A 24,071-nucleotide genomic window follows, 5' to 3' on the forward strand; every position below is an offset into this window, starting at 1 on the left:
TCGGGTGTCAAGTGGGTGGGACGGGCGTCTCAGTATTTGAGCGGGTCGGCGGGTGGGTGTGCGGCTCCGTACGGCGCGGGCCGTGGGAGCCGCCGTGCCCGCCATGACCGCCGTGCCGGATCGGCAGGGCGCCACCGACCAGCAGCGGGGGCTCCGGGCGCGGCACCGGATAGCCGCCGCGCAGCAGCGCCCGGCGCAGCCGGTGCTCGTCCAGCGGCCCACTGAAGGCCGCCCCCTGGGCGTGGGTGCATCCCATACCGCGCAGGGTGACAATCTGCTCGGGCAACTCCACCCCCTCTGCGATGGACTGCATTCCGAGGTCGCCGGCGATCCTCAGCAGCCCTGCGGTGATCTTGTGCAGCCGTGAGGACTCGACCACTCCCTCGACCAGTCCGGGGTCCAGTTTCAGCACATCGATGGGGAGCCTGCGGAGCGCCCTGATCGCGGCGTAGCCACTGCCGAAGCCGTCGAGGGCGATCCGCACCCCCAGACGGCGCAGCGCGCCGAGGCGGTGCTCGAGCTCGTCCAGCGGCACCCGTGGATCGCTGTCGGTGAGCTCCAGGATCAGCGCGCCGGACGGCAGCCCATGGCGGGCCAGCAGGGTTTCCACGGCCTTGGGCGGCATCGACTTGTCCACCAGCCGGCTCGCGGGGAGCCGTACAGAGACCGGGACCGGATGGCCGTCGCGGCGCCGCTGGGCGGCCTGCTCCACGGCCGCCTCCAGCATCCAGCGGGACAGCTCGGCGGTACGGGCGGTGTCCTCGCCGCTCCCCCGGCCGTTGTCGGCGACCCGGAGGAACTCGGCGGGGGTGAACAGGATGCCCTGGGCCGAGCGCCAGCGGGCCTGGGCCGCGACCGCGGTGATCCGGCCGCTGGTCAGCTCGACGACGGGCTGGTGCAGCAGTACGAACTCCCCGTCGTGCAGGGCGGCGCGCAGTCTGGTGGCGACCTCGGCGCGCCGCGCCACCTCGGCCTGCATCTGCGGTGCGTACAGCTCCACGCGGTTCTTGCCCGCGGCCTTGGCGCGGTACATCGCCAGGTCGGCGTTGCGCATCAGGGCGCCGGGGCTGGTGCCGGACTCGGCGAAGGCGACGCCGATGCTGGCGGCCACGCGGACCTCGGTGCCGCCCTCGACCCGGTAGGGCTGGGAGAGCCGGAGCCGCAGCCGGTCGGCGATCTCCATGATGCGCTGCTCTCGGGTGCCCGCGTCGCCCTCGCCGTCACCGAGGATGAGGGCGGCGAACTCGTCGCCCCCGAGCCGGGCCGCGCAGTCGCCGGACCCGGACCGCACGGACTCCTGGAGCCGGCGGGCCGCCTGGACCAGCAGTTCGTCCCCGGCGTGGTGGCCGACGGTGTCGTTGACCGCCTTGAAGCCGTCGAGGTCGATGAAGAGCACGGCGGTGCCGGCGTCCGTACGGCGGCGGCCGGCGACGGCGTGCGCGACCCGCCGGGTGAACAGGGCGCGGTTGGGCAGATCGGTGAGCGGGTCGTGCTCGGCGTTGTGCTGGAGCTGGGCCTGGAGCCGGACCCGCTCGGTGACATCGCGGCTGTTGAAGATCAGCCCGCCGTGGTGGCGGTTGATCGTGGATTCCACGTTGAGCCAGTCGCCGGAGCCGGAGCGGAAGCGGCATTCGATCCGCGTGGTGGGCTCCTCGCCCGGTGAGGCGGCCAGGAACCGGCGGACCTCGTGGACCACCGATCCGAGATCCTCGGGGTGGATGAGGGAGGCGAGCTCGGAGCCGATCATCTCGTCCGCGTCGCGGCCGTAGACCCCGGAGGCGGCCGGGCTGACGTAGCGCAGGATTCCGGTGGGCGCGGCGATCATGATCACATCGCTCGAGCTCTGCACCAGGGAGCGGAAGTGGTTCTCCTTGTGGGCGAGTTCCTGGGTGAGCCTGATGTTGTCCATCAGCATGATCGCCTGTCGGACGACGAGCGCGAGCACGACCGCGCAGGCGGTGAAGAGCACCACCCCGTCGATCGGCCGGCCGTCCATCACGTTGAACAGGACCCCCAAGGTGCAGACGGCGGCGGCGAGATAGGGCGCGAGTGCGGCGAGCGAGCCCGCGATGGGGACGCTCTGCTGCGGGGAGCGGCGCGCCGGCGGCGGGTTCTGGGCGGCCTCGCGGCGGGCCACCCATGGTGCGTACGCCAGCAGCGCGGAACCGGCGAACCACCCGGCGTCGAGTATCTGCCCGGAGCGGTAGTGCTCCCGCAGCAGCGGGGAGGTGAACAGCGCGTCGCACAGCACGGTGAGCGCGAAGGCGGCGATCGCGGTGTTGATCGCGGAGCGGTTCCCCGAGGAGCGCCGGAAGTGGAGCACGATCACCATGCTCACCAGCACGATGTCCAGCAGCGGATAGGCGAGCGACAGGGCGCCGCGGGCCACGGAGGCGCCGTCCGCGCCGAACTCCCCGGTGTGGGCGAGCGCGAGGCTCCAGGAGAGCGTGACCAGCGATCCGGCGATCAGCCAGGCGTCCAGCCCCAGACAGATCCACCGGGCCCGGCTCGTGGGGCGCTTGGCGAGCACCAGCATCCCGACGATGGCGGGCGGCGCGAAGAGCAGGAAGCAGAAGTCGGCGACCGAGGGGGTCGGCACGGAGCGGCCCAGCACCACCTCGTACCAGCCCCATACGGCGTTCCCCAGCCCGGCCATGGCCGAGGAGGCGGCGAACAGCAGCCAGGCCGGACGCAGCCGCCCGGCGTGCCGGCGGCCGTGCCACAGACAGGATGCCGTGGCGGCGAACGCGGCGGCACTCAACCCGAAGTCACCCATGAAGAGGGCCAGTTGGGACGATCCCCAGCCGATGATCGCCCCCGCCGCGTAACCGCCGCAGACCAGGGCGAGGACCACTTGCGGCAACAGCCCGGCCCCGCCGCCGGAGACCGACGGCCGGGCGAGCACCGCTCCCGTGGCGCTCACTGGACTGCCATCCACTGCGTGGCGGACCACTGGCGCCTCGGGGCTCCCGGCAGCGGTATCCCCGCGGACCTCGTCGAGTTGGAGAACCGCGCGGCTGCGCGGAAGTGTCGCGGTCGACGCCTGAGCTGCGTCGGGTTGTCGGTCCATCGGCCATACATCGCCCGTCGCCCCCCTCGAGTTCCGGTCCATCGCTGACGCCGTCAGGTCAGTGGCGCAGCCCCCGCTCGGGACGATACACCAGAGTGGTCACTCAGGGACATAGGTCATCTACGGACCGTAACCGACCAGGGCGTTGTATATACGGAGGGGAGTCAATCGGTGCCTGTATGTGGTGCCAGAGGCATGTCTACCCCGTCGTGGCGACGAGATGTGCCAGCGACTCGCCGCGCGCGTAACGATGCAGCTGATCCCTCAACAGCCGCTTGGCGCGCGGGAGGAAGGCCGACGTGGGGCCGCCCACATGCGGGGAGATGAGCACCCCTGGAGCGTGCCACAGCGGATGCCCGGCGGGCAGTGGTTCGGGGTCGGTCACATCGAGCGCGGCCCGGAGCCGGCCCGACTCCAACTCCGTGAGCAGGGCCTTGGTGTCCACGACCCCACCACGGGAGACATTCACCAGCAGCGCCCCGTCCTTCATCAGCGACAGGAATTCCGCCCCGGCCAGACCACGGGTGGCCTCGCTGAGCGGGGTCACCAGCACCACCACATCGGCTTCCGGAAGCAGTCGGGGCAATTCGTCGATCGGATGCACCGGACCGCGCTCGGACGTGCGCGGGGAGCGCGCGACGCGCGCCACCCGCTCGCACTCGAACGGCACAAGCCGATCCTCGATCGCGCTGCCGATGGCCCCGTAGCCGACGATCAGTACGGACTTGTCGGCGAGCGCGGGACGGAAGCCGGAGCGCCACTCCTCGGCGTCCTGGCCCCGGACGAAGTCGGGGATACCGCGCAACGAGGCCAGGATGAGGGTGAGGGCGAGCTCGGCGGTGCTCGCGTCGTGCACCCCGCGCGCGTTGCACAGCCGCACCCCGGGCGCGAGATCGGCCAGCGCGGGCCTGATGTGGTCTATTCCGGCGGTAAGGGTCTGCACCACCCGCAGGTTGGTCATGGCGGGCAGCGGGCGGGTGCACACCTGCGGCGGCTTCATGTAAGGCACGCAGTAGAACGCGCAGCGCGCCGGGTCGGTGGGGAAGTCCTCGCCGCCGTCCCAGTGGGCGTATTCGAGGGTGTCGGGGAGGCCTTCCATCTCCTCGGGCGGGATGGGCAGCCACACCAGGTCGCGCGCTTCGGATGAACCGTGAGTCGAACCGTGGTGGCGGAACGTATCGCTGTGATCTGCACTCATGCCAGGAGGCTATGCGATCACCGGCCGTTGGCAGAGGTTAGTTTGGGGTCCGAGGAACGGGAGGGGTCAGGCCAGGTGGAGCGCAGGAGAATCGGAGCGGCGGCGCTCGAAGTGGGGGCCATCGGCCTTGGATGCATGCCGATGAGCTGGGCGTACACCGCTTCGCAGCGCAGTGGCGAGCACTCGGTGCGCACCGTGCACACCGCGCTGGACTCGGGGGCGAGCCTGCTGGACACCGCCGACATGTACGGCCCCTTCACCAATGAACTGCTGGTGGGGCGGGTCCTCAAGGAGCGGCGGGCGGACGCCTTCGTGTCCACCAAGTGCGGACTGCTGGTGGGCGACCAGCACATCGTGGCCAACGGGCGGCCCGGCTATGTGAAGCGGGCCTGCGACGCCTCGCTGCGCCGGCTCCAGACCGATGTGATCGACCTCTACCAGTTGCACCGGGCCGACCCGGAGGTCCCCATAGAGGAGACCTGGGGCGCGATGGCGGAGCTGGTCGCGGCCGGGAAGGTACGGGCGCTCGGGCTGTGCGCCGTGGGCGCGCGGGCGCAGCGGAGGGCGGGAGCCGGGATGCACGACGCGACGGTGCGCCAGCTGGAGCGGGTCCAGCAGGTCTTTCCGGTCAGTTGTGTGCAGGCGGAGCTGTCGGTGTGGTCGCCCGACGCGCTGGAGGCGCTGGTGCCGTGGTGCGCCTCGCGCGGGGTGGGCTTCCTGGCGGCGATGCCGCTGGGCAACGGCTTCCTGAGCGGGACGCTCACTCCCGGGCAGGGCTTCGAGCCGGACGACATGCGGGCCCGGCATCCGCGGTTCACGGCGGAGATGATGGCGGCGAACCAGCCGATCGTGGCCGGTCTGCGACGGGTCGCCCAGCGGCACGGGGACGGGGTGACCCCGGCGCAGGTGGCCCTGGCCTGGCTGCTGGCGCAGGGGCCGCATGTGGTGCCGGTGCCGGGGACGAAACGGGAGCGGTGGGCGGCGGAGAACTGCGCGGCGGCCGGTCTGCCGCTTTCCCCCGAGGATCTCGACGAGATCGCGGGGCTGCCGCCGGCGCGGGGGTCGTGGGACTGAGCGCGTCGCGCCCGGCCGCCCGGCGCGGGCCGCCGTTGTGCGTTCGGCCCTGGTCCGGGCCCGATTCGGGGATGGGAACCCGGCGCGGGTCCGCGGTGTATAAGAATCAGTGCCGTGCCGCGGCACACGTGCCCATGGAGAGGAACCCGACCGTGCGACGTCATCGCGTCACCTCTGTTCTCGCCGCCGCTGCCGCTGCCGCCGTGGTGCTCGTGGCGGGCTGCTCGTCCGACGGTGACAGCATCAACAGACCGGGCGGCCGCTCGTCCGCGCCCACGAAGCCGGACGGCGGGGGCTCCTCCTCGGGCACGCCCTCGCCGACGGAGTCCGCGGCGCCCGCGAAGGGCTCGGTGAAGGTGGAGCGCACGCTCACCACGAAGCTGAACTCCCCCTGGGGGCTCGCGCCGCTGCCCGGCGGGGATCTGCTGGTCTCCTCGCGGGACACCGGGAAGATCTTCAAGGTCTCGGCGGACTCGGGGAAGAAGACCGAGCTGGGGTCCGTCCCGGGCGTCTCCGCCGCCGGTGAGGGCGGGTTGCTGGGACTGGCGGTCTCCTCCGACTTCGGCACGGACCATATGGTCTACGCGTACTTCACCACCGATTCGGACAACCGCATCGTCCGGATGGTGTACGACGACAAGCGCCCCGCCGGCGATCAGCTCGGCGCCCCGGACACGATCTTCAAGGGCATCCCCAAAGGCACGATCCACAACGGGGGCCGCATCGCCTTCGGCCCGGACAAGATGCTCTACGCGGGCACGGGCGAAAGCGGTGACCGCGGGCTCGCCCAGGACATGGATTCCTTCGGCGGCAAGATCCTGCGGATGACCCCGGACGGCGAGCCCGCGCCCCGCAATCCGGACGCCCAGTCGGTCGTCTACTCTCCGGGCCACCGCAATGTGCAGGGCCTGGCCTGGGATGCGGACAAGCGGCTGTGGGCCTCCGAGTTCGGCCAGGACACCTGGGACGAGCTCAATCTGATCGAGCCGGGCAAGAACTACGGCTGGCCGGAAGTCGAGGGCAAGGCCGGGAAGAAGGGCTTCGCCGATCCGCTCGAGCAGTGGAAGCCCAAGGACGCCTCGCCGAGCGGAATCGCCTTCGCCAAGGGCTCGATCTGGATGGCCGGGCTGCGCGGTGAGCGGCTGTGGCGCATTCCGCTGAAGGGCGACAAGGCGGTGGCGAAGCCACAGTCGTTCCTGGACGGGAAGTACGGACGGCTGCGCAGCGTGGTGGCGGCGGACGACGGGGGGCTGTGGCTGACGACGAGCAATACGGATGGGCGTGGTGAGCCGGGCCGGGAGGACGACCGGATCCTGCGGCTGGAGGTCCGCTGAGGGGAGAGCCGCTGAAGGAAGATCCACCGAGGGGAGGGCGAATCGGCTGGTCGTGGCGTCGAGTTCGGCCGACATGGTGCGGAGTGCCCGTTCTGTGACGGGTCTGCCTACACTGGCAGCAGTCGCACGCCTACGGGGGTCGTCATGTTCAACCTCATCGAGGAACTGTTCGCGCCCGGCCGCAAGCACACCGAGGAAGAGCGCAACCGGCTGGAGTTCACGCTCGACGAGACGCGCAGCAGCGACCCGGGGAAGGGCCCTATAGACCTTGACTCGGGGACAGTGGTGATCCGTCCCCGCGGAGGGGACTGACCCGGAAGAGGACTGACCCGGAAGGGGCCGGCCCGGCGGGCGGTCGGGGTACCGCGCGTTCTGTCAGCGCCCCGGCGTGCTGACGGTGCGCACCGCGCACCCCGTCAGCGGGCCGCCGCCGCGCCGTCGGCCAGGCCGTCCACCAGGCGCAGTCGGTGGGCCACGGCGGCAGCCTCGGCCCGGCCCGAGACGCCCAGCTTGGCCAGGATGTTGGAGACATGCACGCTGGCCGTCTTGGGCGAGATGAAGAGCTCCTCGGCGATCTGGCGATTGCTGCGCCCGTCGGCGACCAGCCGCAGCACATCCCGCTCCCGTGGCGTCAGCCCCAGCTCCTCGGCCGGATCGGCGGCCTCGGCGACCGGGGCCGGGGAGCCAGGGGCCGGGGGCAGCGCGGGGGTGCGGCCCGGGGACGCGTCGAGCGCGGCGCGGGTCGCGGCGGACGCCAAGGACAGCCGGGCGCGCCGGGCCAGCAGCTCGATCTCCTCGCGCAGCGGACGGGCACCCAGCCGGTCGGCCACGGCATACGCCTGGGCGAGCAGTTCTGCGGCATGCTCGCGATCAGCCTGGGCCGGGGTGCCCCGGCCCAGGACACCCCGGCCGGAGGCACCCACACCGGGGGCACCCCGGCCAGAGGCACCTGGACCGGAGGCACCCGGGCCGGGGGCACCCGGACCGGAGGCACCCACGCCGGGGGCACCCACGCCGGGGGCACCCACGCCGGGCATACCCGAGCCAGAGGCACCCTCGCCAGAGGCACCTGGACCGGAAGCACCCCGGCCAGAGGCACCCACGCCGGGCACACCCGGGCCAGAGGCGGCCTCGCCAGAGGCACCTTGGCCAGAGGCACCCTCGCCGGGGGCACCCTCGCCGGAGGCACCCTCGCCGGGGGCACCCCGGCCGGAGGCACCCACGCCAGAGGCACCTGGACCGGAAGCACCCGGGCCGGAGGGGCCCTCGCTGGGGGCGCCCGGGTCGGAGGGGGCTGGGCCGGGGGTGAGTAGTGCCTCTGCCCAGCGGTGGCGGGCGCGGGCCAGCGGGTAGGGGCGGTCCAGCGCGGCGAAGGCCGCCGTGGCCTCGGCCCAGAGGTCGGGCCGGTCCCGGCCCTCGGCGCGCGCCAGTTCGGCCCGGACCATCGCCGCGTGGGCCCGCCACACCGGCACGGGCTGCGGCACCCGCTTCACCGCCGCCCGGAGGCGGGCCAGCGCCTCGCCCCGGCCCGGCTCGGCCGTGGGCAGTCCGCGCGCGGCCGACTCGGCCGCGGCGGCCGTGTACAGCAGCCGCCAGGCGTAGCGCTGCATCCCGGGCGGGAAACCGGCCTCCACGGCCTGGTCCAGCAGGGCCCGGACCTCCAGGATCCGGCCACGGGCCGCCGCGAGTTCGATGGCGTGCCCCGTGATCTGGAGGGTGTACTGCGGTTCGGTGTTGCGGGCGCCGTAGTGCTCCCGGGCCGCGGTCAGCTCGCGCTCCGCCGTGTCCCACTCCCCGCGCGCGAGCGCCAGCTGGGCGAGCCGGTTGGCGGCGGTGCCGCGCGGCTTGGTGCCGAGGGCGAGCCGCCGGGTCTTCAGGGCCGCCGCCTCCGCCTCGTCCCAGCGGCCCAGGGAGAACAGCGACTCGGCCAGATTCCCGTAGACCCAGGCCCGGGAGTCCACCAGGCCGACGCGGTCCAGGGCCCGGGCGCCCTCCTCGGCGGTCTCCACCGCCTCGGCCGACCGGCCGACCCCCTCCAGCACCGAGGCCAGATTGACATAGCAGCGCCCCAGGACGCTGATGTCATCGAGGTCCAGGGCCCGCTCGCAGACCTCGCGCATCTCGGCCAGCCCGCGCTCGATGTCGCCGGAGTCACCGGTGAAGTAGCCCAGCGTCAGGCGGGCGTTCAGCTCCGTGCTCTCGGCACCGACCAGCCGGGCGACCTCCACCGCCCGTTCGGCGGCGGCCAGGCCCTCGGCACCTGGCCGGTGGGTCATCGTCCAGCCCGCCACCTGCGCCATGACCTCGGCGTGCACGGGGGACGGCGGCAGCCCGCGCACCAGCTCCTGGGCCCGGCTCAGCTCCTCCCAGCCGTCACCGCGGGCCAGGCCCTCCATCAGTTTGCCCTGCTGGGTCCAGAACCAGGCGGCCCGCAGCGGGTCGTCACCGCCCCGGTTCAGCGTCCGCAGCGCCCGCTTGCTGACGGCCAGCGCGCGCTCCCGCTGCCCGGACATATGCGCGGCCACCACCACCTCGGCGAGCAGATCGAGATGGCGCAGCGCCTGGTCCTCACAGCCGCGGGCGGGGTACACCTCCGCGTAGTCCATGGGCCGCTGCGCCCGCCGTATCTCCTTGGGGGCGTCCTCCCACAGCTCCATGGCCCGCTCCAGCAGCCGTAGCTGCTCCGCGTGGGCGTACCGCCGCCGCGCCGCGACGGACGCCTGGAGCACGGCGGGCAGGGCCTTGGCGGGGTCGTGCGCGTGGTACCAGTAGCTGGCCAGCCGGGCGGCCCGCTCATCGGCCCGTACCAGCGCGGGCTCGGCCTCCAGGGCCTCCGCGAAGCGCCGGTTGAGCCGGGAGCGCTCTCCGGGCAGCAGATCGTCGCGCACGGCCTCGCGCACCAGCGAATGCCGGAAGCGGTAGCCGGTGTCGTCGGCCGTGGGGCGCAGGATGTTCGCCCCGACGGCGGCCCGCAGCGCGTCGATCAGTTCGTCCTCGCCCAGCCGGGCGACCGCGCGCAGCAGTTCGTACTCCACCGAGGAGCCGCCCTCGGCGAGGAGCCGCACCACCCCCTGGGCCTCCTCGGGCAGCGCCTCGACCCGCACCAGCAGCAGATCGCGCAGCGATTCGCTGAGCCCGGTGGCGCAGCCCTCGTTGAGGGAGCGGGCGATCTCCTCCACGAAGAAGGCATTGCCGTCGCTGCGCTTGAAGATCCGGTCGACCAGCTCGCGCTCCGGCTCGGCCCCGTTGATCCCGGTCAGCTGGGCGTGCACCTCACCGCGGGTGAAGCGGGACAGCTCGATGCGCCGCACCTCGCGCATCCGGTCCACCTCGGCGAGGAAGGGGCGCAGCGGATGGCGGCGGTGGATGTCGTCGGAGCGGTAGGTGGCCACGACCAGCAGCCGGGCGCTGAGCAGCGAGCGGAAGAGATAGCCGAGCAGCTCGCGGGTGGAGCGGTCGGCCCAGTGCAGATCCTCGATCGCGACGACGAGGACGCGCTCCGCGGCCAGCCGCTCCAGCAGCCGGACCGTGAGCTCGAACAGCCGGGCCCGGCCGTCGCCGTCACGGGAAGCGCGGGAGGTCTCGCCCAGCTCGGGCAGCAGCCGGGCCAGTTCGCCCTCCTGCCCGGCGGCGGCCCCGTCCAGCTCGGTGCCCAGCTTGCGGCGCAGTGAGCGCAGCACGGTGGACACGGGCGCGAACGGCAGCCCGTCGGCGCCGATTTCCACACAGCCGCCGACCGCGGCGACCGCCCCCGCGGCCACGGCCGAGGCCAGGAACTCGTCGATGAGCCGGGTCTTGCCGACCCCCGCCTCTCCCCCCACCAGCAGCACCTGTGGCTCGCCCGCGGTGGCGCGGGCGAGCGCGTCCTCGAGGGTCGCCAACTCCTGGGCTCGGCCGATGAAGACCGGGCTGACGGACGTGGTGTGCACGTCGCCGAGCATCGCACAGGGCACCGACGGCGCGGCACCGGCTTTTCCGGCACCCGCCGTTCCGGGTTCCACCGCTCCGGCTCCGGACCCAGCTCCAGTTTCGGCTCCTATGACGAGCGGCACGGCCCGGCCGCCGTCAGGCCGCCGTGCGGTACGACCGTGGTGAGCGGTCGCCGCGCCACCGCCGGACCGGCCTCGGCCGACCTCCCCTCTCCCGCCCGGCCGACCGGCCGCTGGGCCCCTCGGCCGCCTCCCGGACCAGCCGGTGGGCGGCGGCCTCCCGCAGCAGCTGGGCCTCACGGATCCGGTACAACTCATGGTGCAGCATGGCGTTCTCCCTGGTGACGAGTGGTTTCGTGGAACGCGTCCACTGTCGTCGTCCAGGAGGGTCCGGCACATCGGCAGGCTGCCCGATCTTCGCTCGGGCCAAGGCCTTAGGCACCCCGCCCACACGGCTGAGAAGGCCCGGGGAGGGTCCTTAGGGCACCGGCGAACGTGCCGTACCGGTCCGCGCCGCGCCGTTCGCGGGCTGCCCCGGCAGTGGCACGGGCACCGTCACCGGCCCGGACGCCGGGCCATCGCCATCGCCATCGCCATCGCCCTCAGCGTCACCCTCGGTGTCGCCCGCGCCGGCGCCCTCCGCCTCGATGCTGATCCTCGGCAACAGCCGCTCCAGCCAGCCCGGCAGCCACCAGTTGGCGCCCCCGAGCAGATGCATCAGCGCGGGCACCAGGAGCGTACGGAGGACGAAGGCGTCGAGGGCGACCGCGGCCGCCAGTCCGATGCCGAACATCGCGATGATCCGGTCGCCGCTCAGCACGAACGCCGAGAAGACCGCGATCATGATGACGGCCGCGGAGTTGATGACCCGGCCGGTCTCGGCGAGCCCGACCCGGACCGCGGTGCGGTTGTCGCGGGTGCGCCGCCACTCCTCGTACATCCGGCTGACCAGGAAGACCTGGTAGTCCATGGAGAGCCCGAAGAGCACCGACACCATGATCACAGGCAGGAAGGGCTCGATCGGGCCCGCCCTGCCCAGCCCCAGCAGTTCGCTCCCCCAGCCCCATTGGAAGATCGCGACCACCACGCCGAAGGACGACGCGACGGCGGCCACATTCATGACCGCCGCCTTGATCGGGATGCCGACGCTGCGGAACGCGAGCAGCAACAGCACACATCCCAGCGCCACCACCACCCCCACGAACAGCGGCAGCTTGCTCACGATCACCGCGGCGAAGTCGTCGTAGCCCGCGGTCAGCCCGCCCACGTAGACCCGCAGCGAGCTGCCCTCCTCGGCCCGGGGCAGCACCTCGGCGCGCAGCCGTCCGACGAGGTCGGAGGTGTCCCGTGACTGCGGTGCCGTTGTGGGGACGACCGTGATGACGCCGGTGTCGCCGCCTCCGCCCAGGTCCGCGGCGCTCACCGAGGCCACCCCGTGGATGGTGCGCAGGGTCTCGGACAGTTGGGTGAAGGCCATACGGTCGTCGGCCCCGTCCATGCTGCCTATCAGCGTCAACGGGCCGTTGAAACCTGGTCCGAACCCCTCGGCCAGCAGGTCGTAGGCCCGTCGTGTGGTCGAGGCCGAGGAGCCGTTGCCCTGGTCCGAGGTGCCCAGGTGGAGCGAGAAGGTGGGGAGGGCGAGCACCGCGATGAGCGCGGCCGCGACCGCTCCCAGCAGTTTGGGGCGGCGCTCGACGTAGAGCGCCCAGCGGGCGCACAGGCCCTGGGACGCCGCGGCTTCCGGCCCGCGCTCGGCCAGCCGTCCGCGCTCCTTCCGGCTCAGGGCCCGCATGCCGATCAGGCCGAGCAGCGCGGGCAGCAGGGTGAGCGAGGCGGCGACCGTAAGGGCGACGGTGAGCGCCGCCGCGACCGCCACCCCGTTGAGGAAGGACAGCCGCAGGACGAGCATGCCGAGGAGCGCGAGACAGACGGTCGCGCCCGCGAAGACCACCGCGCGCCCCGAGGTGGCCACCGCGCGCTGGGCGGCCTGGTCGACCGACAGCCCCCGCCGCAGCCCCTTGCGGTGCCGGGTGACGATGAACAGCGCGTAGTCGATCCCCACGCCGAGGCCGATCAGCATGCCGAGCATGGGCGCGAAGTCGGCGATCGTCATGGCGTGGCCGAGCAGCCCGATGGCCGCGTACGCGGTGCCGACGCCGATGAGCGCGGTGGCGATCGGCAGCAGCGTCGCCGCGAGCGAGCCGAAGGCGAGGAAGAGCACCACGGCGGCCACGCCGACCCCGATGGCCTCACTCAGATGGGCGGGCCCGGTCCGCTCGGTGAGCCCGGCGCCCGCGCCGCCCATCTCGACCTGAAGGCCCTCGGCCCCGGAGGCGGCGGAGCGCACCGTGTCGAGCACTCGGCGCACCTCCGCCTCGCCCAGGTCGGCGGCGGGTTCGCGGAAGACGACGGTGGCGTAGGCGGTGTGCCCGTCGGCGCTGATCCGGCTGTTGTCGCCGGCTTCGCCGAGCCCGCCGGATCCGCCCAACCGGCCGGTGTCTCCGGCGCCGTACGGACCGGTCGCGGAGACGGCGCCGTACGGACCGGTCGCGGAGACGGCGCCGTACGGGCCGGTCACGGAGGCGACGCCGGGCAGGTCCGCCACCTGCCGCAGCGCCGCCGTCATCCGGCGCTCGACCCCTGGGGCGCGTACGGTGCCCGAGCCGTCCGCGGTGTGCCAGACGATGGTGTCGCTGTCCCCCGCCCGCTCCGGCAGTCGCCGCTCCATCAGGGCGGAGACCTTGGAGGAGTCGGTGCCCGGGATGTCGTAGTCGTTGGAGTACGCCGAACCCGTCACGGCCGCCGCCGCGGCGACCCCGGCGAAGGCGGCCAGCCACAGCGCGATGACGATGGCGCGGCGCCTGAGACACCAGCGGGCGAGTGCGGCCATGGCTGCTTTCCGGGTCGTGCGCCGGGGGGCGCCGTGATGTGCTTGTGACCTGGCACTCTGCCAGGCGGAAAAGATCCTTTGTCCCCTTTGTGGGCTTCACCACATACGGGAGGGGAAGTCGGAGAGCATGAATCCTGCCGCGTCCGGAGGCCGCCGCCCGCGTATCGGCGTCGGCGGTATGCACATCGAGTCCAGCACCTTCAGCCCGCACCGCGCGGCCTACTACGACTTCCGCGTGACCCGCGGCGCCGAACTGCTGGACCGCTACGCCTGGACCCGGCCGGACGGCGATCTGGCCGGGCGCGCCGAGTGGGTGCCACTTCTCCATGCCGTCTCGCTCCCCGGCGGTCCGGTCGAGCGCGGGACCTACGACCGGATCAAGGGCGAGCTGATCGAGCGGCTGCGGCGGGCCGGTCCGCTCGACGGGCTGGTCTACGACATCCACGGCGCGATGAGCGTCATTGGCCTGGAGGACGCCGAGGGCGATCTCACCGAGGCCGTACGGGAGGCGATCGGGCCCGACGCGCTGATCTCCGCCGCCATGGACCCGCACGGCAATGTCTCCCGCCGCTTCGCCGGCCGGCTCGATCTGATCACCGCTCACCGGCTCGCCCCGCACGAGGACGCCTGGGAGACCCGCGAGCGCGCCGCCCGCAAGCTGGTGGAGCGCCTGGCCTCCGGCCGGGGCCGTCCGCATCTGGCCTGGGTGCAGATCCCGGTACTGCTGCCCGGGGAGCGCACCAGCACCCGTCTGGAGCCCGCCAAGTCGCTGTACGGGCGGCTGGCCGCCGTGGAGGCGATGGACGGTGTCGTGGACGCGGCGATCTGGGTGGGCTACGCCTGGGCCGACGAGCCGCGCTGCCGGGCGGCCGTGGTGGTGACCGGCGACGACCCCGTGCTCGCCGTCGAGCAGGCCCGCTCCCTGGCCCGCGAGTACTGGGAGATGCGCCGCGACTTCGCCTTCGCCGGCCCCACCGGAGGCGCCGACGAGTGCGTCGCCGAGGCCGTCGCCTCCTCCGCCCGCCCCTTCCTGATCAGCGACTCCGGCGACAATCCCACGGCCGGGGGCGCCGGGGACCTCACCTATATGCTCGGGCGGCTGCTGGCCAACGAGGATCTGGCCGCCGGCCGCGCCACCGCCCTGCACCCCGGGATCACCGATCCGGCGGCGGTCGCGGAGTGCTTCGCCGCCGGGCCGGGCGCGACGGTCCGGCTGTCCGTCGGCGGCGGGATCAGCCGGGGGACGGCGGACCACGCCGCGCCCTGCGAACTGACCGGCGAGGTGGTCGCCCTGCGCCGGGACGACCCGGTCGGCGGGGACCTCGCGGCGGTGCGCCACGGGGGCGTCACGGCGATCCTGGCCAGCCGCCGCAAGCCGTTCCACACCCTGGCCGACTTCGGCGAACTGGACCCGCGCGGCTATGACCTCGTCGTCGTCAAGATCGGCTATCTGGAGCCCGAGCTGTACGACTTGGCGGCGGACTGGCGGCTCGCGCTCACGCCCGGCGGGGTCGACCAGGATCTGGCGCGCCTGGGCCACCGGCGCCTCGTACGGCCGCTGTACCCCTTCGACGACGAGGGGTTCGAGGTGCCGCATCTGGAGCCGATGCTGCTCTAGGGGTGTTCGGTGGATCGTGGCGCCTGCGGCGGGCTTCTCCCCTACCCGCCCCTTCCCACAACTGGGGCTCCGCCCCAGACCCCGCGGCCGGACACCCCGGATGTGCGCGGGATTCCGCCCGGTCATTCGCCGCGTCGGCGTGCCGATGGCGAACCGCGACCAGCCCCCGCCTCGCGGACGCCCTGGCCCCTGCCCACCGGCCGGCCGCTCGACCACCGCGTCACAGGCGGCGCGGACGGCGCCCCAGCCGGACACCCCGGATGTGCGCGGGCATCCGCCCGGTCATCCGCCGCGTCGGCGTGCCAACTGCGATCAGCCCGCCCGTGCAGGTGTTCACGGCGGCGACGGCCGACCCGTCGGCCCCCGGGGTCCAGGTGCGGAGCCCCTGCCACGCGGCGGAGTCGCATATCGACGCTGAGGGAAGGGGCGAGGAGGGGAAAACATCGATATGCGGCTCCGCCGCGTGGTCCGGCGGACAGCCCGTAGACGCGCGGAAGGGCGCGTACGACGACGGCGGCGGGGCGCGCTCTCGCGCGCCCCGCCGCCGTCAGGAACCGAAACGGACGAACGCCGAGCCGGTCAGCCCTCGACGCCCAGCTTCTCCAGGATCAGCTCGCGCACCCGCGCCGCGTCCGCCTGGCCGCGCGTGGCCTTCATGACCGCGCCGACCAGCGCCCCCGCCGCCGCGACCTTGCCGCCGCGGATCTTGTCGGCGATGGCCGCGTTGGCCGCGATCGCCTCGTCCACGGCGGTGCCCAGCGCGCCCTCGTCCGAGACGACCTTCAGCCCGCGCTTGGTGACGACCTCGTCCGGGTCGCCCTCGCCCGCGAGGACGCCCTCGATGGTCTGGCGGGCCAGCTTGTCGTTGAGCGAACCCTCCTTGACCAGCGCGCACACCCGGGCGACCTGCGCCGGGGTGATCGGCAGCGCCGTGAGTTCCACACCGTCCTCGTTGGCCCGGCGGGCCAGCTCGCCCATCCACCACTTACGGGCCTGGTCGGCCGGGGCGCCCTCGTCCATCGTGGCCGTGATCAGGTCGATCGCGCCCGCGTTGAGCACCGACTGCATCTCGTGCCGGGACAGGCCCCACTCCTCGCGCAGCCGGTTGCGGCGCACCCGCGGCAGCTCCGGAAGCCCGCCGCGCAGTTCCTCCACCCACGCCCGGGCGGGGGCGACCGGCACCAGGTCGGGCTCGGGGAAGTAGCGGTAGTCCTCGGCCTCCTCCTTGACCCGGCCGGAGGTCGTGGAGCCGTCCTCCTCGTGGAAGTGGCGGGTCTCCTGGATGATCGTGCCGCCGTCGTTCAGCACCGCGGCATGGCGCTGGATCTCGAAGCGGACCGCGCGCTCGACCGACCGCAGCGAGTTGACGTTCTTGGTCTCGGAGCGGGTGCCGAACTTGTCGGCGCCCTGCGGGCGCAGCGACAGGTTCACATCGCAGCGCATCTGGCCCATCTCCATGCGCGCTTCGGAGACCCCGAGCGACTTGATGAGCTCGCGCAGCTCGGTCACATACGCCTTGGCGACCTCCGGGGCCTTCTCCCCGGCGCCGACGATCGGCTTGGTGACGATCTCGATCAGCGGGATCCCGGCCCGGTTGTAGTCCAGGAGGGAGTGCTGGGCGCCGTGGATGCGGCCGGTCGCGCCACCCACATGGGTGGACTTGCCGGTGTCCTCCTCCATATGGGCGCGCTCGATCTCGACGCGGAAGACCTCACCGTCGACGTCGACGTCCAGATAGCCGTTGAAGGCGATCGGCTCGTCGTACTGCGACGTCTGGAAGTTCTTCGGCATGTCCGGATAGAAGTAGTTCTTCCGGGCGAAGCGGCACCATTCGGCGATCTCGCAGTTGAGCGCGAGCCCGATCTTGATGGCGGACTCGACGCCGGTCGCGTTGACCACCGGGAGCGAGCCGGGCAGGCCGAGGCAGGTGGGGCAGGTCTGCGTGTTGGGCTCGGCGCCCAGCGCCGTGGAGCACCCGCAGAACATCTTGGTCTTGGTGCCGAGCTCGACGTGCACCTCGAGCCCCATCACGGGGTCGTAGGTGGCGAGGGCGTCCTCGTACGACACCAGTTCAGTGACGGTCACGGAAAACTAACCTCTCAGTCCGCGAGGACGTCGTCGTCGCCCATGCGCTTGAGCTCGCGGATGAGCAGGGCGACGCCGGTGACGATGGCGGCGGCCGAGACCACCGCGTCGGCCAGCTGCAGCTTGTCGTTCTCGGATCGGGCCTTCTTGGCCTGCTTCGCCACACTGACCGCGCCGAACAGCGAGGTCGCGATGGACAGGTAGGTGCCGGGCCTGGACTTCTTGAAGCCCTTCGCCTTCTTGATCGCACTCATAGTGACGGTGCCTCCTCGATCAGCGGGTGGCCCCACTTGCCGATGAGCGCGGCCTCGACCGCGGCACCGACCTTGTAGAGCCGGTCGTCGGCCATGGCGGGGGCGATGATCTGCAGTCCGACCGGCAGACCGTCCTCCGGTGCCAGACCGCAGGGCAGTGACATGGCCGCGTTCCCCGCGAGGTTGGTGGGAATCGTGCAGAGGTCGGCCAGATACATCGCCATCGGGTCGTCGGCGCGCTCGCCGATCGGGAAGGCGGTGGTCGGAGTGGTCGGCGAGATCAGCACGTCGACCCGCTCAAACGCGCGTTCGAAGTCGCGCTTGATCAGCGTACGGACCTTCTGCGCGGAGCCGTAGTACGCGTCGTAGTAGCCGGAGCTGAGCGCGTAGGTGCCGAGCATGATCCGGCGCTTGACCTCGGCGCCGAAGCCCTCCGCGCGGGTGAGCGCGGTGACGTCCTCGGCGGACTTGGTGCCGTCGTCGCCCACCCGCAGGCCGTAGCGCATGGCGTCGAAGCGGGCCAGGTTGGACGAGCACTCGGACGGCGCGATCAGGTAGTACGCGGCCAGCGCCTTGTCGAAGGACGGGCAGGAGATCTCCTCGATCTCGGCGCCCAGCTCCCGCAGCAGCTCCACCGACTCGTTGAAGCGCTGCATGACGCCGGCCTGGTAGCCCTCGCCAGCGAACTCCTTGACGACGCCGATCCGCATGCCCCGCACGCTTCCGTTGCGGGCGGCCTCGACGACGGCCGGGACCGGCTCGTCGATGGAGGTCGAGTCCATCGGGTCGTGCCCGGCGATGACCTCGTGCAGCAGCGCCGCGTCCAGCACGGTGCGGGCGCAGGGTCCGCCCTGGTCGAGCGAGGACGAGAACGCCACCATGCCGTAGCGGGAGACCCCGCCGTACGTCGGCTTGACCCCGACCGTGCCGGTGACGGCGGCGGGTTGGCGGATCGAGCCGCCGGTGTCGGTGCCGATGGCGAGCGGGGCCTGGAAGGAGGCCAGCGAGGCGGAGGAGCCGCCGCCGGAGCCGCCGGGGACCCGGGTGAGGTCCCAGGGGTTGCCGGTGGGGCCGAAGGCGCTGTTCTCGGTCGAGGACCCCATGGCGAACTCGTCCATGTTGGTCTTGCCGAGGACGATCATGTCCGCGTCCCGCAGCCGCTGGGTGACGGTCGCGTCGTACGGCGGGATCCACCCGTCGAGGATCTTGGAACCGACCGTGGTCGGGATCCCCTTGGTGGTGAAGATGTCCTTGAGCGCGAGCGGAACACCGGCCAGCGGGCCCAGCTCCTCACCGCGCTCCCGCTTCGCGTCGACGGCGCGCGCCTGGGCGAGCGCCCCCTCACGGTCCACGTGCAGGAAGGCGTGCACCTTCTCGTCGACGGCCTCGATACGGGCCAGATGCGCCTCGGTCACCTCGACGGCGGTGACCTCGCCGGAGGCGATCCTGGCGGCGATCTCGGCCGCGGTGAGCCTGGTCAGGTCGGTCACGGTGGTCACTCCTCCCCCAGGATCTGCGGCACCTTGAAACGCTGCTGCTCCTGGGCCGGGGCGCAGGCCAGCGCCTGCTGCGGGGTCAGGGACGGACGGACCTCGTCCGGGCGCATGACGTTGGTCAGCGGCAGCGGGTGAGAGGTCGGCGGAACGTCTTGGTCGGCGACCTCGGAGACGCGGGCGACCGCGCCGATGATGTCGTCGAGCTGTCCGGCGAAGTGGTCTAGCTCTTCGGCCTTCAGCTCCAGACGCGCCAGCCGGGCGAGGTGGGCGACCTCCTCGCGCGTGATGCCAGGCATGCAGCGATCCTCTGGGTGAGTGTGGAGTGTTTCGGGCCCAATCCTATGGCTCTCCCCACACGGCGCGCGAAAGGCTTTGGCGCACCCGCGTTGTGGGCAATCTTTCCGCGGGCCGGAACGGGTGGGCACAACCCACCCACCGGCCCGCACCCGGCAACGAAACACCAAGGGCAGCACCGGCGCCGCACGCCTACGTCACCGGCTGATCCGCGTCCTCGTCCGCGGGAGCGTCTTCGCTCGACGGCTCCGCCGTCTCGCGGTGCCAGCCACTCTCACCCCGCGCCCGCAACCACGCCGTCATCTCCTCCGGCGGCATCGCCGCGGCCACCAGCCAGCCCTGGACCGCGTCGCAGCCCAGATCCCGCAGCCGCTCCCAGGTCTCGTCGTCCTCGACGCCCTCCGCGACCACGAGCAGACCCAGCGAGTGGGCGAGGTCGACCGTACAGCGGACGATCTCCGCGTCCTCGTTGTCCACCGCCAGCCGGGCCACGAAGGAACGGTCGATCTTGAGCTCGCTCACCGGCAGCCGCCGCAGATGGACCAGCGACGAATACCCCGTCCCGAAGTCGTCCAGCGACATCTTCACCCCATGGCCGGTGAGCCCGGCCAGGGTGTCGGCGGCCCGCTGCGGGTCCTCCAGCAGGACGTGCTCGGTTATCTCCAGTTGCAGGGCGCCCGCCGGGACCCCGTGCCGGGCCAGCCGCCCGGCGACCGCGCCCGCGAAACCGGGGGTGTGGACATCGCGCGGCGAGACATTGACGGCGACGGGCACCTCGAGGCCGTCGGCGCGCCACCGCGCGACCTGGCCCAGGGCCGTCTCCAGGACGTACTCGGTCAGCCGGGGCATCAGCCCGGAGCTCTCGGCCATGGAGATGAACTCGTCCGGCGGCACCTTCCCCCGGTCCGGGTGCACCCAGCGCACCAGGGCCTCCAGGCCCGCCACATGGCCGTCGAAGCCGACCTTGGGCTGGTAGTGCAGCTCGACGTCGCCCGCGTCCAGGGCGCGCCGCAGGTCGCCGAGCAGACCGAGCCGGTCGGGGGTGTTGCCGTCCCGCCGCGCCTCGTACAGCTCGACTCCGCTGCGGTCCCGCTTGGCCTGGTACATCGCGACGTCGGCGCGGCGCAGCAGCCCCTCGGCGTCCAGGGCGTGGTCGGGGTAGACGGCGACGCCCGCGCTGGCCTCGAGCACCAGGGTCAGCCCGTCCAGGTCGAGCGGGGAGCCGAGGTCGCCGACCAGGACGCGGGCGCTGCGCTGGGCGCTGGTGAGCGAGTCGGTGGTGGGCAGCAGCACCGCGAACTCGTCGCCGCCGAGCCGGGCCACCTCCGCCCCGCGCGGCAGGGCGAGCCGCAGCCGCTCGGCGATCTGGAGCAGCAGCCGGTCACCGGCCAGATGGCCCAGGGTGTCGTTGACCGAACGGAAGCGGTCGAGGTCCAGCAGCACCAGCGCGGTACGGGTGCCGGTCCGCTCGGCCTCGTCCAGCGCGGTCCAGGTGCGCTCCAGCAGCCACTGGCGGTTGGGCAGCCCGGTGAGCGGGTCGCGCAGCTGCTCCTCGGCGCGGACCCGGGCGATCCACAGCGTGGAGTCCAGGGCGACCAGCGGCACCGCGAACAGCGGGAGCAGCAGCGGGGTGTCCCCGGCGACGACCACGATGAGGGGGGCGATGCCGAGGAGCGCGATCCCGACGAGGGCCTGCCGGAAGAGGGCGGTGCGGGCGACGGTGGGCAGCCCGGCGCCGGGCGGGGCGAGGGAGCACCACAGCAGGGCGCGGGTCACCGCGAGATAGACGAAGGCGGCCAGGGCCGTCTGGGGAATGGCGGACGCATGCCAGGTGTCGGTGCGCCAGGGGTGTTCGACGGAGGGGGTGGTGCCGAAGGCGGCGAGGGTGAGGGCGGCCGCGCCCACCCCGAGGATGTCGACCGCGCCGTGCAGGGCGGCCTGCCGCCATCGGTGCCGGCGGGCGGCGCCGACCAGGACGACCACGGCGAGGCTGACCAGCACGGCCGGGATCCAGCCGTAGAGCAGCAGCGCCGCCAGGGTTAACGCGGCCCCGGAGCCGGTGCCGCCCCACCAGCGGTCCCGGCCGAGTGCGACCAGATGGCCGACGATGATTCCGGTGAGCACGGCGAGCGACCAGCCCACGGTTCCGTCGGGAAAGAGCGCATTGCCCGCGTCGAGCACTCGGAACACTCCGATACCGAGTGCGAAAGCCGCCATGGCGACCGCCGCGGCCGGCAGCGCGGGCAGCACGGCCCGGCGCAGCCGCGACGCCGGGGCGGCGCTTTCGGTCGGTTTCATACCCGTCCCTCTCACAGCCGGCGGTGCCAGCGCCACGGCGGGCGCACACCTCAACAGTAGGCGGCAGAAGGGGAAGACGGGCGGCGATCGGCGACGGTTCCCCGAATGCCGCCCGACGATCCATGACCTTCTGCTATGCGCTGTAAGAGTGATGCCCGCCGGCTGTACCCGGGAAGTGCTCCCAGTCGTAATCCGGCCAGGTTTGGGCCCATTGAGCGGACAAGATGGCCGGAGCGCTGCGCCGGATGGGTGGAGCGGCTACTCCAGGGGCTACTCCAACCGCCGCTCCACCGGCCATCCGTGCTACTCGGCGGGCTCTTTCGCGGACTCTCCCTCGGACTCTTCCGGGGGCGTCAACGCGACCTCTCTCGCCGCGTCGGGACCCTGTTCGAGCAGGACGCCAAATCCGTCCTCATCGAGCACGGGAACCTTCACCTGCATGGCCTTGTCATACTTCGAGCCCGGATTGTCGCCGACAACGACGAAATCGGTCTTTTTCGAAACCGATCCGGTGACTTTGGCACCACGGCTCTGCAGGGCCTCCTTGGCCCCATCCCGGGTGTACGACTGCAGTGTTCCGGTGACGACGACGGTGAGGCCCGCCAGCGGACGGGGGCCTTCGTCCTCGCTGCCCTCCTCCTCCAGCCGCACCCCGGCGCGCCGCCATTTCTCGACGATCTCGCGGTGCCAGTCGACCGCGAACCACTCCTTGAGCGAGGCGGCGATGGTCGGCCCGACCCCCTCCACGGCCGCCAGCTCCTCCTCGTCCGCCTCGGCGATCCGGTCCAGCGAGCGGAATTCCCGGGCCAGCGCGGTGGCGGCGACGGGGCCGACATGACGGATCGAAAGGCCGGTGATGATCCGGGCCAGCGGACGCTCCTTGGCCGCCTCGATATTGGCCAGCATCGCCAGGGCGTTCTTCTTCGCCTCGCCCTTCTGGGTGGCGAAGAAGGTGACGACCTTCTCCTCACCGGTCTCCGGATCACGCTTGGGCAGTCCGCTGTCCGGATCCAGTACATGCGACCGAATGGGCAGCAGTTGTTCGATCTTCAGGTCGAACAGATCGCCCTCGTCCCTCAGCGGCGGTTCGGCGGGTTCCAGCGGCTGGGTGAGGGCGGCGGCGGCGACATAGCCGAGGTTCTCGATGTCCAGGGATTTCCGCCCGGCGAGATAGAAAATACGCTCGCGCAGCTGGGCCGGGCAGGACCGGCCGTTGGGACACCGCAGATCGACATCGCCCTCCTTGGCGGGCTGGAGCGGTGTATCGCACTCGGGGCAGGCGGCCGGCATCACGAATTCCCGCTCGCTGCCGTCCCGCAGACCGACGACCGGGCCCAGAATTTCCGGAATGACATCGCCCGCTTTGCGGAGCACGACGGTGTCGCCGATCAGCACGCCTTTGGCCTTGACCACATCCTGGTTGTGCAGCGTCGCGAATTCGACCTCCGAGCCCGCGACGGTGATCGGCTCCACCACCGCATAAGGCGTCACCCGTCCCGTGCGCCCCACGCCCACCCGGATGTCCACCAGCTTGGTGTTGACCTCCTCGGGCGGGAACTTCCAGGCGATCGCCCAGCGCGGCGCCCGCGAGGTGGAGCCGAGCCGCCCCTGGAGCGGGATCTCGTCCAGCTTGACGACCGCGCCGTCGATCTCGTGCTCCACCGAGTGCCGGTGCTCGCTCTCGCCGTAGTACCCGATGTACTCGCGCACGCCCTCGATCGAGTCCACCACCGAGAAGTGGGCGGCGGTGGGCAGCCCCCACTCGTGCAGCAGCTCGTACGCCTGCGACAGCCGGTCGATGTCGAAGCCCTCGCGCGCCCCGATGCCGTGCACCACCATGTCCAGCGGCCGGGACGCGGTGATCTTCGGGTCCTTCTGGCGCAGCGAACCCGCCGCGGCGTTCCGGGGGTTGGCGAAGGGCGGCTTACCCGCCTCCACCAGCCGGGCGTTCAGCTCCTCGAACCGCTCGCGGGGCAGGAAGACTTCGCCGCGCACCTCCACCAGCGCCGGGACGCGGTCGCCCGTCAGCCGGTTGGGGATCTTGGCGATCGTCCGCACATTGGGCGTGATGTCCTCGCCGGTGCGGCCGTCGCCACGGGTCGCGGCGCGGGTCAGCCGCCCTTGCTCATAGGTGAGGTTGACCGCGAGGCCGTCCACCTTCAGCTCGCACAGGAAGTGGTACGAACCGCTGCCCAGCTCCTTGGCGATGCGGTCCGCCCAGGTGGCCAGCTCATCGTCGTCAAAGGCGTTGTCCAGGCTGAGCATCCGCTCACGGTGCTCGACCTCGGTGAACTCCGTCTCGTACGCCCCCGCGACCTTCTGGGTCGGCGAGTCGGGCGTACGGAGCGTGGGATGCTCCTCCTCCAGCGCCTCCAGCCCGCGCATGAGCTTGTCGAACTCGGCGTCACTGACGACCGGCGCGTCCTTCACGTAGTACCGGAAGCGGTGCTCCTCGATCTGCTCAGCGAGCCTGGCGTGCCTCTCCCGCACCTCGGCGGGGACCTTCGACTGCTGTTCGCCGGCCACCGTGT

The 24,071-nt window shown here is 72.3% G+C and carries 15 protein-coding genes; 4 read left to right on the forward strand and 11 right to left on the reverse strand.

All coding sequences use genetic code 11. The features are described 5' to 3' along the window. Positions 1-7: 7 nt before the first annotated feature. Both ACMTAK_RS16910 and ACMTAK_RS16915 read right to left on the reverse strand, forming a co-directional pair. A complete protein-coding gene (locus ACMTAK_RS16910; RefSeq protein ID WP_413806993.1) occupies positions 8-2,923 on the reverse strand; it encodes a putative bifunctional diguanylate cyclase/phosphodiesterase in 2,916 nt (971 codons plus the stop codon). A 346-nt stretch (positions 2,924-3,269) separates the two neighbouring features. After that, positions 3,270-4,268, reverse strand: coding sequence for a 2-hydroxyacid dehydrogenase (locus tag ACMTAK_RS16915; RefSeq protein WP_413806994.1), 999 nt, complete (start codon positions 4,266-4,268; stop codon positions 3,270-3,272). A 75-nt stretch (positions 4,269-4,343) separates the two neighbouring features. Between ACMTAK_RS16915 and ACMTAK_RS16920 the strand changes: the two genes are divergently transcribed. The 3 genes from ACMTAK_RS16920 to ACMTAK_RS16930 all read left to right on the forward strand — a co-directional run bounded on the left by ACMTAK_RS16920 (position 4,344) and on the right by ACMTAK_RS16930 (position 6,988). Continuing rightward, positions 4,344-5,342 (forward strand): aldo/keto reductase, encoded by a 999-nt coding sequence (locus ACMTAK_RS16920; RefSeq protein ID WP_413806995.1) that lies wholly within the window; start codon positions 4,344-4,346, stop codon positions 5,340-5,342. 134 nt (positions 5,343-5,476) lie between these two features. Next, a complete protein-coding gene (locus tag ACMTAK_RS16925) occupies positions 5,477-6,676 on the forward strand; it encodes a PQQ-dependent sugar dehydrogenase (protein WP_413806996.1) in 1,200 nt (399 codons plus the stop codon). A 144-nt stretch (positions 6,677-6,820) separates the two neighbouring features. After that, positions 6,821-6,988 (forward strand): DUF6191 domain-containing protein, encoded by a 168-nt coding sequence (locus tag ACMTAK_RS16930; RefSeq protein ID WP_413806997.1) that lies wholly within the window; start codon positions 6,821-6,823, stop codon positions 6,986-6,988. 104 nt (positions 6,989-7,092) lie between these two features. Here the strand turns inward: ACMTAK_RS16930 and ACMTAK_RS16935 are convergent, their stop codons facing one another. The 3 genes from ACMTAK_RS16935 to ACMTAK_RS16945 all read right to left on the reverse strand — a co-directional run bounded on the left by ACMTAK_RS16935 (position 7,093) and on the right by ACMTAK_RS16945 (position 13,495). Beyond that, the gene (locus ACMTAK_RS16935) at positions 7,093-10,617 is read right to left on the reverse strand and encodes an AAA family ATPase (protein WP_413812914.1); all 3,525 of its coding nucleotides are present in this window, start codon (positions 10,615-10,617) and stop codon (positions 7,093-7,095) included. 124 nt (positions 10,618-10,741) lie between these two features. Then, positions 10,742-10,933, reverse strand: a complete 192-nt coding sequence (locus tag ACMTAK_RS16940) for a hypothetical protein (protein ID WP_413806998.1) — start codon at positions 10,931-10,933, stop codon at positions 10,742-10,744. A gap of 150 nt (positions 10,934-11,083) precedes the next feature. Continuing rightward, positions 11,084-13,495, reverse strand: a complete 2,412-nt coding sequence (locus ACMTAK_RS16945) for an MMPL family transporter (RefSeq protein WP_413806999.1) — start codon at positions 13,493-13,495, stop codon at positions 11,084-11,086. Positions 13,496-13,622: 127 nt separating this feature from the next. Between ACMTAK_RS16945 and ACMTAK_RS16950 the strand changes: the two genes are divergently transcribed. After that, a complete protein-coding gene (locus ACMTAK_RS16950; protein ID WP_413807000.1) occupies positions 13,623-15,113 on the forward strand; it encodes a M81 family metallopeptidase in 1,491 nt (496 codons plus the stop codon). 579 nt (positions 15,114-15,692) lie between these two features. Here ACMTAK_RS16950 and gatB read toward each other — a convergent pair. The 6 genes from gatB to ligA all read right to left on the reverse strand — a co-directional run bounded on the left by gatB (position 15,693) and on the right by ligA (position 24,066). Continuing rightward, complete coding sequence (gene gatB / locus ACMTAK_RS16955; RefSeq protein WP_413807001.1) at positions 15,693-17,198, reverse strand: Asp-tRNA(Asn)/Glu-tRNA(Gln) amidotransferase subunit GatB; 1,506 nt, start codon at positions 17,196-17,198, stop codon at positions 15,693-15,695. Between the two features lie 14 nt (positions 17,199-17,212). Then, on the reverse strand, positions 17,213-17,452 hold the full coding sequence (locus ACMTAK_RS16960; protein ID WP_210951276.1) for a hypothetical protein: 240 nt from the start codon (positions 17,450-17,452) through the stop codon (positions 17,213-17,215). Beyond that, the gene (gene gatA / locus ACMTAK_RS16965) at positions 17,449-18,942 is read right to left on the reverse strand and encodes an Asp-tRNA(Asn)/Glu-tRNA(Gln) amidotransferase subunit GatA (protein WP_413807002.1); all 1,494 of its coding nucleotides are present in this window, start codon (positions 18,940-18,942) and stop codon (positions 17,449-17,451) included. Before gatA ends, ACMTAK_RS16960 begins: the two co-directional genes overlap by 4 nt. A gap of 5 nt (positions 18,943-18,947) precedes the next feature. Further along, positions 18,948-19,244, reverse strand: a complete 297-nt coding sequence (gene gatC, locus ACMTAK_RS16970; RefSeq protein WP_020868242.1) for an Asp-tRNA(Asn)/Glu-tRNA(Gln) amidotransferase subunit GatC — start codon at positions 19,242-19,244, stop codon at positions 18,948-18,950. Positions 19,245-19,434: 190 nt separating this feature from the next. Next, positions 19,435-21,540, reverse strand: a complete 2,106-nt coding sequence (locus tag ACMTAK_RS16975; RefSeq protein WP_413807003.1) for a putative bifunctional diguanylate cyclase/phosphodiesterase — start codon at positions 21,538-21,540, stop codon at positions 19,435-19,437. A gap of 303 nt (positions 21,541-21,843) precedes the next feature. After that, positions 21,844-24,066, reverse strand: a complete 2,223-nt coding sequence (ligA, locus tag ACMTAK_RS16980) for an NAD-dependent DNA ligase LigA (RefSeq protein ID WP_413807004.1) — start codon at positions 24,064-24,066, stop codon at positions 21,844-21,846. Positions 24,067-24,071 lie beyond the last annotated feature (5 nt).

It is taken from the genome of Streptomyces lacaronensis, from assembly GCF_047337785.1.
Taxonomy (GTDB): Bacteria; Actinomycetota; Actinomycetes; order Streptomycetales; family Streptomycetaceae; genus Streptomyces; species Streptomyces lycopersici.

Coding starts and splice junctions, on each gene's coding strand:
- ACMTAK_RS16915 (WP_413806994.1), bottom strand. CDS start 4,268: ATGAGTGCAGATCACAGCGATACGTTCCGCCACCACGGTTCGACTCAC.
- ACMTAK_RS16925 (WP_413806996.1), top strand. CDS start 5,477: ATGGAGAGGAACCCGACCGTGCGACGTCATCGCGTCACCTCTGTTCTC.
- ACMTAK_RS16930 (WP_413806997.1), top strand. CDS start 6,821: ATGTTCAACCTCATCGAGGAACTGTTCGCGCCCGGCCGCAAGCACACC.
- ACMTAK_RS16935 (WP_413812914.1), bottom strand. CDS start 10,617: ATGCTCGGCGACGTGCACACCACGTCCGTCAGCCCGGTCTTCATCGGC.
- ACMTAK_RS16940 (WP_413806998.1), bottom strand. CDS start 10,933: ATGCTGCACCATGAGTTGTACCGGATCCGTGAGGCCCAGCTGCTGCGG.
- ACMTAK_RS16945 (WP_413806999.1), bottom strand. CDS start 13,495: ATGGCCGCACTCGCCCGCTGGTGTCTCAGGCGCCGCGCCATCGTCATC.
- ACMTAK_RS16950 (WP_413807000.1), top strand. CDS start 13,623: ATGAATCCTGCCGCGTCCGGAGGCCGCCGCCCGCGTATCGGCGTCGGC.
- ACMTAK_RS16960 (WP_210951276.1), bottom strand. CDS start 17,452: ATGAGTGCGATCAAGAAGGCGAAGGGCTTCAAGAAGTCCAGGCCCGGC.
- gatC (WP_020868242.1), bottom strand. CDS start 19,244: ATGCCTGGCATCACGCGCGAGGAGGTCGCCCACCTCGCCCGGCTGGCG.
- ACMTAK_RS16975 (WP_413807003.1), bottom strand. CDS start 21,540: ATGAAACCGACCGAAAGCGCCGCCCCGGCGTCGCGGCTGCGCCGGGCC.